At 73.6% G+C, this 12,431-nt stretch carries 9 protein-coding genes; 4 read left to right on the forward strand and 5 right to left on the reverse strand.

Features of this window, described 5'->3' with window-relative positions:
- Positions 1-147: 147 nt before the first annotated feature.
- The 5 genes from ACFYZJ_RS13380 to ACFYZJ_RS13400 all read right to left on the reverse strand — a co-directional run bounded on the left by ACFYZJ_RS13380 (position 148) and on the right by ACFYZJ_RS13400 (position 5,817).
- On the reverse strand, positions 148-1,989 hold the full coding sequence (locus ACFYZJ_RS13380) for a phosphatidylglycerol lysyltransferase domain-containing protein (protein ID WP_388566575.1): 1,842 nt from the start codon (positions 1,987-1,989) through the stop codon (positions 148-150).
- A 207-nt stretch (positions 1,990-2,196) separates the two neighbouring features.
- Positions 2,197-2,754, reverse strand: a complete 558-nt coding sequence (locus tag ACFYZJ_RS13385; protein ID WP_388566577.1) for a hypothetical protein — start codon at positions 2,752-2,754, stop codon at positions 2,197-2,199.
- A gap of 230 nt (positions 2,755-2,984) precedes the next feature.
- Entirely contained in the window at positions 2,985-3,788 is an 804-nt protein-coding gene (locus ACFYZJ_RS13390) for a DUF2690 domain-containing protein (RefSeq protein ID WP_388566580.1), read from the reverse strand.
- 219 nt (positions 3,789-4,007) lie between these two features.
- On the reverse strand, positions 4,008-4,487 hold the full coding sequence (locus tag ACFYZJ_RS13395; RefSeq protein WP_388566583.1) for an SH3 domain-containing protein: 480 nt from the start codon (positions 4,485-4,487) through the stop codon (positions 4,008-4,010).
- Positions 4,488-4,809: 322 nt separating this feature from the next.
- A complete protein-coding gene (locus ACFYZJ_RS13400; RefSeq protein ID WP_388566585.1) occupies positions 4,810-5,817 on the reverse strand; it encodes a LacI family DNA-binding transcriptional regulator in 1,008 nt (335 codons plus the stop codon).
- Positions 5,818-5,825: 8 nt separating this feature from the next.
- On the opposite strand from ACFYZJ_RS13400, the gene ACFYZJ_RS13405 reads away from it, so the two are divergent.
- From ACFYZJ_RS13405 to ACFYZJ_RS13420, 4 genes are all read left to right on the forward strand, one after another.
- Positions 5,826-6,737 (forward strand): Gfo/Idh/MocA family oxidoreductase, encoded by a 912-nt coding sequence (locus ACFYZJ_RS13405; protein WP_388566587.1) that lies wholly within the window; start codon positions 5,826-5,828, stop codon positions 6,735-6,737.
- A gap of 118 nt (positions 6,738-6,855) precedes the next feature.
- Positions 6,856-9,735: a SpoIIE family protein phosphatase gene (locus tag ACFYZJ_RS13410; protein WP_388566590.1), complete on the forward strand. Its 2,880-nt coding sequence runs from the start codon at positions 6,856-6,858 to the stop codon at positions 9,733-9,735.
- Complete coding sequence (locus ACFYZJ_RS13415) at positions 9,722-11,347, forward strand: sugar ABC transporter ATP-binding protein (RefSeq protein ID WP_388566677.1); 1,626 nt, start codon at positions 9,722-9,724, stop codon at positions 11,345-11,347. Before ACFYZJ_RS13410 ends, ACFYZJ_RS13415 begins: the two co-directional genes overlap by 14 nt.
- Positions 11,344-12,423 carry an ABC transporter permease gene (locus ACFYZJ_RS13420; RefSeq protein ID WP_388566593.1) on the forward strand — a complete coding sequence of 360 codons (1,080 nt, stop codon included), beginning with the start codon at positions 11,344-11,346 and terminating at the stop codon, positions 12,421-12,423. The genes ACFYZJ_RS13415 and ACFYZJ_RS13420 overlap by 4 nt, the downstream gene beginning before the upstream one ends.
- Positions 12,424-12,431 lie beyond the last annotated feature (8 nt).

The following is a 12,431-nucleotide window of genomic DNA, read 5'->3' on the forward strand; positions in this document are numbered from 1 at the left end:
GGGGTACCTCCGGGAAGGGGCGGGCGGCGCGGGGGGCTTCCCGCTCCCCACTCGTACGAAGTCCCGGGCGCGGTGTCTCACCGCGGACCCGGGACTTTGCCGATCAATGACCTTCCGCTCGATGACCTGCGGCCGTGGTGCCCGCCGTCACCGGCCGCTTCCGTACGCCAGTTTCGGCTGTCCCTCGGCGGCCGGGGCGTGCCGGCGGCCGAAGAGGGACGGCAGGCTCGGCACGTCCAGGAAGCCCTCGGCCCGTGCGCTGGCGATCCCGATGCGCGGTATGTCGCGGGTGTTCTCGAACAGCAGGAAGCGGGGCTCCCACACCGGCCGGTACTTGGCGTTGGCCCGGTAGAGGGACTCGATCTGCCACCAGCGGGAGAAGAACGTCAGCACCGAGCGCCACAGCCGCAGCACGGGGCCGGCGCCGAGGCGGGAGCCGCGTTCGAAGACGGCGCGGAACATGGCGAAGTTGAGCGAGACGCGCTCGATGCCGAGGTCGCGGGCGCGCAGCAGCAGCTCGATGACCATGAACTCCATCAGGCCGTTCTCGCAGTCGCGGTCGCGGCGCATCAGGTCGAGGGAGAGGCCGTGCTCACCCCAGGGGACGAAGCTGAGCAGGGCCCGCGGCTCGCCCTCGCCGTCGCGGCACTCCAGCATCATGCAGGACCCGTCGGCGGGGTCGCCGAGGCGGCCGAGGGCCATGGAGAAGCCGCGCTCGGTGGCGCCGTCGCGCCAGTGGTCGGCCTTCTCGATCAGCTCGGCCATCTCGGACTCGGGGATGTCCCCGTGGCGGCGGATCGTGACGGTGTACCCGGCACGCCGGACCCGGTTGTGCGCCTGCCGCACGACCCGCATCGCACGCCCCTCGAGGGTGAAGTCGGCGACCTCCACGATCGCCTCGTCGCCCAGTTCCAGGGCGTCCAGGCCGTGCCGGGCGTAGATCGTGCCGGCCTCTTCGCTCGCGCCCATGACGGCGGGCGTCCAGGCGTGCCGGCGAGCCTCCTCCAGCCACTCCTCGATCGCGCCGGGCCAGGCCTCGGGGTCGCCGATCGGGTCGCCGGAGGCGAGGGTGACGCCGCCGACCACCCGGTAGGTGATGGCGGCCTTGCCGCTCGGGGACCAGATCACGGCCTTGTCGCGGCGCAGCGCGAAGTAGCCGAGCGAGTCCCGCTCGCCGTGCTTGGCGAGCAGTTCGCGCAGCCGCCGCTCGTCCTCCTCGCCGAGGAGCTCGCGGCCGCGGGGAGCGCGGAAGCAGGCGTACAGGACGAGGAGGAAGGTAGCCGCGGTGAGGATGTTGATGGTGATGTCCACCCAGCGCGGGGCGTGCACATGCTCGATGTGGTCGGCGAGCGGGCCGACGCTGACGCCGCGCAGCAGCGCGTACACGATCTTGTCGGCCAGCGAGGCCGCGGCGCCGCTGTGCGCCTTGTTGGTGGCGTCCACCAGCCAGGTGCCGATGCCGCCGCTGACGACGATGCCGCAGACGGCGACGATCAGCGCAAGCTTCGGGTTGGAGGGGTCGCCCACGGCCCGGAACTCCTTGCGGCCGAGCAGCAGCGCGGCCACGAACAGGCCGGTGAGCAGGGCGGAGATCCAGTTGAAGACGTGCCGGTTGTAGTCGTGCTGGGTCAGGGCGGCCAGGTAGAGCGCGAGCAGCGGCCCGGCGAGCAGCATGTTGACGATCCACGCCGCCCGCTTGCGTCGCCGCATGACCGCGGCCAGGAACAGGGCGAGGACCGCCGAGACCAGACCGGCCGTGGCCAGGTAGGGGGTGAAGAACTGACCGCCGTTGTGCTCGTGGACCTCCTCACGGAAGGGCAGCGAGACGACGGCCACGATGTTCAGCAGGGCCATCAGCCGCAGGTACCAGACCGTGGCGACGGCCGCGCCGGGGCCCAGGCGCGCGGGCAGGGACGGCCCCTCCCCCGCCGCGCCCTGCGGACGCCGGGGGCGCTGCTGGACGATCACTGCTTGTTGCTGTGGGGGCACCGCGATGACTCACCTTGACGAGTAAGAGGCCGGAGCGACCGGCGTGGACGGAAGCACTCGTATCGACCCTACATTTCGTAGGGGTAACGGTGGCTTTTCCTAGGGTAGGAGTCCGGCAAGGATGCGTCCCAGCCCGCGGTCCCGCCAGGGGCGGCGCGGGACGCACGCCAGGGCGAGACGTTCACCCGTAGGAGAGCCCGGCGAAGTCTACGGGGCTCTCTCCTCGGCGTGCTCGAGACCGGCACGTTCCAGGTCCGCGTGTTCGAGGAGGAACGGCACGATCGCCCCTTCCAACAGGGTACGCTCCCAGACCTCGCGGGCCCGGCGCACCCGGGGATCGCGGTCCGCCGGGTCGTGGCCGTCGCCGCGGCGGGCCCGGGCACGGGCCGCCAGGAGCCAGGCGAGGTCGCCGAGGGCCGCTCCCGCCGTCACGACGGCGGCGATCACCCCGGACATCACCAGCCCGTCGCCGATGTGCGGCCGCACGGCGAAGGCCCGCAGTCCGAAGCCGCACAGCAGGAACACCCCGGTTGCCGCGGCTCCGAGGCTCGGCACCAGCACCGCCAGCGCGGGAAGAAGTCTTCTTTGCATACGATCGTCGCCGTCTGCCTCCGGCCTGTCGCGGTCGGTGGCCGCGGCCCGCAGGGCGAGGTAGTGGTCGTACTCGTCTGCGGCGATCCCGGCGAGGCGGTCGCGCGCCTCCAGCGCCCGGGCGCGCAGCTGCTCGCGCACCGGTCCCGCGCCGGTGGCGGCGATCGCCGCCACGACGCAAGGATGGCCGAGGGCCCGGTCCACCATGCGTTCGAAGATCGGGCCGCCCGCTGGTGACGGCTCCTCGGACTCCCGCACAGATCCCCCGATCGGCGCTCAACGGGCCGGCCGAGATACCGACCGGCGGACGGACGAGCCAAACCCTACAACATGTAGGACATCCGGAAGCGTCAGAGCGTGGACACCGGACACGTGCCGGAACGGTGGCCGGACGAGACATGCGGTCAGTGCTCCTCCGCGGGCTCGGCGTCCAGGCCGGTGCACGCCAGCTTGCCATCCACCTTGGCACAGGCCTCCACATCGTCGGGCGACGTCACGGCGAGCATCGGGCTCGCCGAGCCGCCGGAACCGTCTCCCGGATACGCCGCGGAGAGCACGTCCCGCCCCTTGCGGACGGAGATGACGCGGGCGTCGGAGGCGTCCGCGTCGACCTCGGCCCAGGCGGTGCCGCAGGCCGGGGAGTACTCCAGGCGCACCGCGTAGGAGGCGTCGCGCACCTTGCTCTTGGTCTGCGCGTCCCGGTCGCAGGCGGACACGTCGGGCAGCTGACCCTGGCAGGCGTCGCCCCGGCATCGGGGCGACGCCGCGGCGAGCCGTCCGCCCGGTGCGCCGGAGCGGTCCGCGGCGAGGAGGGCGACGGCCACCGCGGTGACCGTGACGATCAGCGCGACCGCCGACAGCGGCAATCTGCGGAGGCGAGCGGTCCGGGCCGGGGGGCCGTCCTGGGATGGTGTGTGCGCGGGCGGCGGGCGGTCGGCCGTCTCCCACAGGGCCAGCACGGGGGCGGGGTCGGCGCCGGCGAGTGCGGCGAGCGCCTCGACCGCCGAACGAGGGGGCCGCTGGGCGCCGTTGAGATAGCGGTGCCAGGCGGACTTGCTGTACGGGGTGCGCGCGGCGAGGGCCGCGAGGCTGAGACCGGTGCGCTCCTTCAGATCGCGCAGCGTGGTCACGAACGCCTCGTCCGTCTGTGCGGGCGGTGCGGCCGAGGGGCCGCACGGTGCCGCCGTCCGTGCCGCGCCGGCTTTCACGGTCTCGATCCTTGGGGCTGTCGCATGACCTGTCCCTCAACACCTAATCCTATTTGGGTGGTTCGCCCTGGTTGTCGAGATGTGTTCCCGGGGGTGCGGTGCCGCCACACATCAAGACCGGTATGAGAAATGGTCGGTCGCCGGGACGCAGCGCACGACGGCCTGCCCGGTCACGCGCGCCGGGCAGGCCGTCCCTTGGAGGAGGGAGCGATCGCCTTGTCAGCACCAGGGCAGGGCGCCCCGCGTGCGGACGTAGTGGGCGGAGACGTAACCCTGGTTGCCCGAGAGCTTGTACCAGCGCCGGTTGCCGAAGACGTACGATCCGTTCTTCTTGCAGACCAGTACGAGGCGGCCGTTGACGTGCGCGTGGCCGACGACGCGGTAGCGGAAGCCGGGACCGGAGCGGACGTTCAGTCTGGCGTGGCGCGTGGCGACGTATCCCACGAGGCGGACGGGACGCCGGTGGTGGACCACGCGCGTGACGTGCCGGGTGTGGCGGGCGGGGTGGGAGCACCGTGTGGAGCGGTGCGCGCGGTGCCGGGCCGGGGCGGGGAGCGGGATGTGCGGGCGGTGCGGGACCGTCCGGACGACCGGCGCCGGAGTGGGCCGGCCCCCGTCGGCGGCGACGGCGGCCGTGGGCACCAGCGCGAACATCGCGACCGCGGCCACCAGGCCGCTCTGCAGTGTCCGGCGAATCATGGGAACCTCCGTGCTGACGATGCCGATCACGGTCTGCGTGATCTCATGTCGCCCAGCGTTTCCGTGCCGACGGCCGGGGATTCCGTCCCGTTGTGCCAGGGATGCGGGAAACGTCCCGTGGGACGACCGGCGGCTGCGAACCACCGGAGCGCGGGCCGCACGGATTTTGCGGACACCCTACGGACGTACTGACGTTCCGACGAAGGGACGTACGGTTTCGCACCCCAGGCGTGGGGCGGAACCGTCGTCGGGCCACCGGGCCGGTACGCCGCGTGAGGCCGGGGCGTACCCGTTCGGGGACCGATGGGCCGGGGCGTACCCGTCAGGGACCGGTGGGCCTGCGCTGAGCCGTGGGGACCGATCCGCCGGGCGCCGCCGTGGTGCCCCGGACGACCAGGCGCGGGGCGATGACCCTCTCCTGGCCCGGGGCCGACTCACTGTCCCTCTCCCCCTCCAGCCGGGCGATGGCGCGGCCGACGGCGAGTTCCGCCAGGCGGGGAATGTCCTGGGCGACGGTGGTGAGGTCGATGTGGGCGAGGCGGGCGAGGCTGGTGTCGTCGAAGCCGACCACGGACACCTCGTCGGGGACGGTGACACCGGCCCGCAGGAAGGCGTCGAGAACGCCTGTGGCGCAACGGTCGTTGAAGGCGAGGACCGCGGTCGGCCGGGGCGCCTCGACGAGCAGGGCGCGGGCGGCCCGGGCCCCGTCCTCCTCGCCGAGCCCACCGGGCAGGAGGCGGACGTGGTCCGCGAGGCCGTGGCGGTTCATCGCGGTGCGGTAGCCACGGCGGCGATCGGCGGCACCGGGCGCCCTGCCGCCGTCGATGTGCGCGATGGCGCGGTGCCCCAGCGCGACCAGGTGGTCGACCGCCTGGCGGGCGCCCTCGTCGTCGGCGGTGCGCACGACGTCCACGCCGGGCGGGGCCGGCCGCAGCCGGCGGGCCACCGAGACCACGGGGGCCTGGGCCGCGAGGTCCGCCAGCCGGGCAGCGGGCACCTCGGGGCCGAGCAGGACGAGGGCTTCGCACCGGTCGGCGAGCAGCGCCTCCACCGCCTGCCGCTCGCCGCGGGAGGGCGCGACCGCGCTGAGGGCCACCTGATGGCCGGCGGGCTCGGCGGCGGCGTAGATGCCCTCCACGAGGTCGGTGTGGAACGGCTCGCGCAGCCCGAACTGCACGCCGAGCAGGCGCGAACGGCTGCTGCGCAGCAGGCGGGCCCGGGTGTCGGGCCGGTAGCCGATCTCCTCGGCGGCCCTGAGCACGCGCTCGCGGGTGGCGGCGCCCGCGCCCTTGACCCCGCGCATCACGATGGAGACCAGGGCGACGGACACGCCCGCCCGTGCCGCGACGTCCGCGAGGGTCGGCCGTTTCCCCTGCCCGGCCGCGGGGGTCGTCGGCCGCCGGCCTGGTCGAGGCCGCGGCGCGGGCGGGCAAGGCGGTGTACTGCGAGAAGCCGATGGCCGTCACCCTCGCGGAGGCCGATTGTGCCGTCGCGGCCGCCGCCGAGGCGGGCACGGTGCTCCAGGTGGGCTTCAACCGCCGGTACGACGCCGGGTTCCGCGCCGCCCACGAGAAGATCACCGCGGGCGCCATCGGCACCCCGCAGCTGCTGCGCTCGCTCACCCGCGACCCGAAGCTGGTCGATCCGTCCCGTATCGCGCCATGGACGATCTTCCTGGAGACCCTCATCCACGACTTCGACACCCTGCGCTTCCTCAACCCGGGCGCCGAGCGGGTGGAGGTGTTCGCGTGGGCAGACGCCCTGATCCGCCCCGACTTCAAGGAGCGCGGCCTGCTGGACACGGCCGTGGTGACGATCCGCTTCGACAACGGCGCCCTGGCCACCGCGGAGGCGAGCTTCCAGGCCGTCTACGGATACGACGTGCGCGGCGAGGTCCTCGGCTCGGCGGGCATGGTGACGATGGGCGACCTCCGCCGCACCCACCTGACGGCGTACGGACCGGACGGCATCGCCGCCGAGTGCGTCACCTACGACCAGGACCTCTTCCATGACGCGTACGTCGCGGAGCTGGCCGACTTCGCCGACAGCGTCCGCACCGTCCGAACCCCCGCGGTCACGGGTGAGGACGCCCGCGCGGCCTCTGACGATCGCGCTCGCGGCCATACGGTCGGTGGAGACGGGACGGCCCGTGACCATCGCGGACCTGAAGGGTCACGCCGACCTGGCGGACCTTTCCAGCCTCTCGGACCTCTCCAGCCTCTCGGACCAGACCGTGCCCGAAATAGGTAATTCGCCCTTTTTATCAAGATAAGTCCGATAAGTTCTAAAATTACCTACGGCATCCAACCGCTCCCCGAGGGGGGCGGCGGAGCAGTCCAGCGGCGAGCCGGCGAGGGGAGTGGTGCACATGGTCGTGGACACCGGCATCGACCTCGCCTCGGTTCGCGAGCGGTTCCTGCAGGGCGGGACGGTCGAGGGCAGCGTGCGGAGCATGATCCTCAACTCCTGGCAGCGCTCCGTGCGGTTGGGCCTCTCCCCCGACCAGGCCCAGCTCCCCTATCGTCCGGACGTCGACACGGACGTAGCGCTCGTCCGTGCGGCCGACCCCGTGCTCGACTGGCTGCAGAACCGGTTCGCCGGCAGCCGGATGAACATCGGGCTCGCCGACGGGGAGGGGACGGTGCTCGCCCGCCGCTTCGGACAACCGTCGCTGGCCCGCAGTCTGCCCCCGTTCCAGGTGGTCCCCGGGTTCGTGTTCGCCGAGCACGTCGCGGGCACGAACGGCATCGGCCTCGCCCTGGCGGAGCGGCGGCTGTGCCGGCTCTACGGCGCGGAGCACTTCGCCGAGCGGTCGCAGGGCAACGCCTGTTCGGCCGTCCCGATCCGTGACCTGCTCAGCGGACGTATCGAGGGCGTCCTGTCCTTCGGCTGCCCGCGCGTCGACGCGAGCCCGGTCATGGACACCCTGATCACCAAGGCCGCCCATGCGATCGAGCGGAGGCTGCTGGAACAGAGTTCGGCGCGCGAGCGTGCTCTGCTGGAGGCGTACCTCGACGCCCGGCGCGGCGCCACGGTCGGTGCGCAGGTCCTCGACGCCGCGGCGATCGACCTGGACGAGCCGGCCCCCGTCGGGCTGAGCGTGCGCGACCGGGTGAGCGTGAAGGAGAAGGCCGCGGAGCTGATCTCCGCCGCCCAGCGCGGCGCGGTCGAGCTGACCCTCTCCGACGGCCGGCGGCTCATCCTCCTGAGCCACGTGGTGACGGGCCCCGGCGGCGCGGAGGGCGTCGCCGTCGAGGCGGTCCTGCGCGAGGACGGGCCGCAGCCGCGGCTCACCCTGCCCGGCCCCTCCGACGAACCGCGCGCCCTCGCCCCGCCCGGTGCGCCCGCCGTTCCGGTGCCCCGGCAGCTCCTCGGTGTGCCGTCCGGTCAGGTGACCAGGGCCCGGCCCACCGTCCGTGCGCCCGAGCAGCCCCGCGAGCAGCCCGGCGCCACCGCACCCGCCCCCGCGACGGCCGACGGCCGTCTGGTCCTCGTCGGGGAGCCCGGCGTGGGGACGTACGCCGTCGCGGCGCGCCGCCGTCTGGAACTGCTGTCCGAGGCGAGCGCCCGTATCGGCACCACCCTGGACGTCCGCCGCACGGCTCTGGAACTCGCCGAGATGGCCGTACCCCGTCTCGCGGACCACATCGCCATCGACCTGCCCGAGGCCGTTCTGCGCGGCGAGGAGGCGGCCGACCCGAGCACCGGCATGGTGCGGGCGGTGAGTCACGGCACCCGTGACGACCTCCCCTTCTACCCGGTCGGCGCGCGGGTCGACCCCCGCCCCGCGACGCCGCAGTCCCGGTGCCTGGACCGTGAGCAGGCCGTGCTGGTACCCGATCTGAGGGTCTCCACCGGCTGGATCTCCCAGGAGCCCGCGCACACCGAACGCCTCGTCGCCCTGGGCGTCCACTCCCTGATCGCCGTCCCGCTGCTCGCCCGCGGCGTGGTCCTGGGCATCGCGAGCTTCTACCGTTGCGCGACCCCGTCGCCCTTCGACGACGACGACCGCTCCCTGGCCCAGGAACTCGCCACCCGCGCCGCGATCTGCATCGACAACGCCCGCCGCTACACCCGCGAGCACACCATGGTCCTGGCGCTGCAGCGCAGCCTGCTCCAGAGCCGCTTGCCCGAGCAGAGCGCCGTGGAGATCGCCCACCGGTACGAGCCCGCCGAGTACGAGGTCGGCGGTGACTGGTTCGACGTCATCCCCCTCTCCGGCACCCGGGTCGCGCTCGTCGTCGGCGACGTGGTGGGTCACGGCCTGCACGCCGCGGTCACCATGGGCCGGCTGCGCACGGCCGCGCGCAACTACGCCGAACTCGACCTCGCCCCCGACGAGGTCCTCACCCACCTGGACAACCTGGTGGGGCGCATGGACCGGGACGAGACGGCCTGCAGCACCACCGGCATCATCGGCGCGACCTGCCTGTACGCCGTCTACGACCCCACCTCGCAGCGGGCCACGGTGGCGCGTGCGGGCCATCTGCCGCCCGCGCTGGTGCGGCCCGACGGCAGCGTGACGTTCCCCGATCTGCCCGCCGGGCCTCCCCTGGGCCTCGGCGGCCTGCCGTTCGAGTCCGCCGAGATCCCCCTCCCCGAGGGCAGCGAACTCGTCCTGTACACGGACGGGCTCGTCGAGGGCCGCGGGCGGGACCTGGACACCTCCTTCGAGCTGCTGCGCCGGACGCTCGCCCACCCGGACCGCGCACCGGAGGAGACCTGCCGCGCGATCCTCAGCACCGTGGCGCCGGAGCACCCCGACGACGACATCGCGCTCCTGGTGGCCCGCACCCACGCCCTGGACCCCGGCCGGGTCACGGAGTGGTCGCTGCCCGCCGACCCGGCCCGTGTCAAGGACGTCCGCGCCTCCGCCATCCGCCGCCTGGCCGACTGGGGCCTGGACGAGGTGTCGTTCACGGCGGAGCTGCTGCTGAGCGAACTGGTCACCAACGCGGTCCGCTACGGCAGCGGCCCGATCCGCGTACGCCTGATCCACGACCGCACGCTGATCTGCGAGGTCGCCGACACCAGCAGCACGGCTCCGCACCTTCGCCACGCGGCCACCCACGACGAGGGCGGCCGGGGCCTGTTCCTCGTGGCGCAGCTCGCCCAGGCCTGGGGCACCCGCTACACCGCCGAGGGCAAGGTCATCTGGGCGGAGTGCGCCCTTCAGGCGCCGTCCGGCGGTCTGCCGGAGGCGGCGCCGACGGACATGGACTGGGGGGACCTCGCTGGCCTCGCATGACGTCCCGGACTTCGCCGCGAACGACAGCGGTGCGGAGCCCCTCCTGCGCATCCGGGGGCTCGGCAAGCGGTTCGGCGGCACGCTCGCGCTGGACTCGGTCGACCTCGACATCCACCGGGGCAGCGTGCTGGCGCTGCTGGGTCCCAACGGCGCCGGCAAGTCCACGCTCATCAAGGTGCTCGCCCAGGTGCACCGCGCCGACGAGGGAGAAGTGACGGTCGCCGGGCACCCGCTCGGCAGCCACGCCGCCTCCCGGGCGATGTCCTTCATCCACCAGGACCTCGGGCTCGTGGGGTGGATGACGGTCGCGGAGAACATCGCGCTGGGAGCCGGGTATCCCCGACGCCTGGGGATGATTTCGTGGCGGAGGGCGCGCGAGCGCTGCGCGGAGGCCCTGGAGACCGTCGCCGGCCATCTCCGCCCGGACGCCCGGGTCGCCGACCTCGGCCGGGCCGAGCGCTCGCTGGTCGCGATCGCCCGCGCGCTGTGCACCCGGGCCCCGCTGATCGTGCTCGACGAGCCCACGGCCGGCCTGCCCGCGAGCGACTCCGCACGCCTGTTCGACGTACTGCACGCCCTGCGCGACCGCGGCCACGGCATCCTGTACGTCAGCCATCGGCTCGACGAGGTGTACCAGGTCGCCGACCGCTTCGCCGTGCTGCGCGACGGCCGCGTCGTCAGCCGGGGCTGCCTCGCCGACCATCCCCCGGCCCGTCTGGTGCGGGACATCGTCGGACACGGCCCCGCCGCCAACCGCCGTACGACGGCTCCCGCGCAGGGACCGGCCGACCACCCGCCCACAAGGGTCCCCACACGGGGACCGGCCGACCACCCACCCACGACGGCTCCCGCGCACGGTCGGGTCGTGCTCCGCCTGGAGGACGTCCGCACCGAGACCGCGGGGCCGGTCACCCTGCAGCTGCGGTCCGGTGAGCTGCTGGGCATGGTCGGGCTCACCGGCGCCGGTCACATGGCTCTGGGGCGCGCGCTCGCCGGCTCGGGGACCGTCCTCGGCGGACGCGTCCTGCTGGACGGCCGCCCCTACCAGCCACGCACGGTGGCCGCCGCCGTCGACGCCGGGGTCGGTTTCGTGACCGACGACCGACAGGAGGAGGGCTGCCTGCACGACCTGACCGTGCGCGAGAACCTCCTGGCCAACCCGCGGGCGGAGGGCCCGCGCGCGCCCCGCTGGATCGGTCCGCGACATGAGCGCGCCACGGCCCTGTCCCTGCTCGACCGGTACGGGGTGCGGCCCCTCGACACCGAGGCCCGTATCGACACCCTCTCCGGCGGCAACCAGCAGAAGGTCATGGTGGGCCGGTGGCTCCGGCTCGGCCGGCGCCTGCTGGTCCTGCAGGAACCGACCGCCGGCATCGACGTCGGCGCCAAGGCGGCGATCCACCGCCTGCTCGAGGAGGCGTCGGCCGCCGGCGCGGCGGTACTGCTGTGCTCCACGGACTTCGAGGAGGTCGCCGACGTGTGCCACCGCGTCCTGGTGTTCGTCCAGGGGACCGTGGCGGCCGAGCTGACCGGCGCGGCCCTCACGGTCCCGGAACTGACCCGGACGGCGTCGGCCATGCCGGGGATCACCGGGACGGCGACGGACCGATGACCGGCCCCGCCCCACGGTCACCACGCGGCCCGTCCCGCCCGCCCCGGTGGCGGCCGGTCCGTGCGAAGGGCCATGTCATCGGCGCGTACGGCCTGCTGTTCCTGACCGCCCTGCTGTTCCTCGTGTTCTCCCTGGCCCTGCCCGGCACCTTCCCGACGCTGGACAACGTCTCCTCGATCCTGTCCGACCAGTCGGTGTCGGCGGTCCTCGCGCTGGGAGCGACGCTCCCCATCGCCACCGGCCGGTTCGACCTGTCCATCGGGTACGGCCTCGGGCTCGCCCATGTGATGGTCCTGCACCTGATCGTGGCCGACGGCTGGCCCTGGCCGGCGGCCTGCCTCGCCGTCGTCGCCGGCGGCGGGGCCGTCGGCGTCTGCAACGGCCTGCTGGTCGAGTTCGCCCGGATCAACTCCTTCATCGCCACCCTGGGCACCGGCACGGTGATGTACGGCATCACCGGCTGGATCACCGGCGGCGCCCGTATCGTCCCCGGCCCGGCGGGCCTGCCGCCCGCCTTCACCGAGGTCTACGACGCCACGTTCCTCGGCCTCCCCCTCCCCGCCTTCTACGTCCTGGCGCTGGCCGTTCTGCTCTGGCTGCTGCTGGAACGTCTGCCGCTCGGCCGCTACCTCTACGTCATCGGCTCCAATCCGCGCGCCGCCGACCTGGTCGGCATCCCCACCCGTCGCTACGGCGTCTACGCCTTCACCGCCTCCGGACTGGTCGTGGGCTTCGCGGGAGTGCTGCTGGCGACGCAACAACAGCTCGGCAACCCGAGCGTGGGCATGGACCATCTGCTCCCCGCCTTCGTCGGCGCGCTCCTCGGCTCGACCGCCATCAGGCCGGGCCGCGCCAACGCCGCGGGAACCCTCGTCGCCGTCGCGGTGCTGGCGATCGGCCTGGCCGGCATCCAACAACTCGGCGCGAACTTCTGGGTCACCCCGCTGTTCGACGGAGGCACCCTGCTGCTGGCGGTCGGTCTGGCGGGCTATGCGGCGCGCCGCCGGGTGCGCGCGGCCACGGCGGACGGCCGCCGCGCGCCGACGTCCGGCGAAGGCCCTCCGCAGGCCCCTTGACATGGCCG

This window comes from Streptomyces sp. NPDC001848 (assembly GCF_042891915.1).
In the GTDB taxonomy this organism is placed as follows: domain Bacteria; phylum Actinomycetota; class Actinomycetes; order Streptomycetales; family Streptomycetaceae; genus Streptomyces.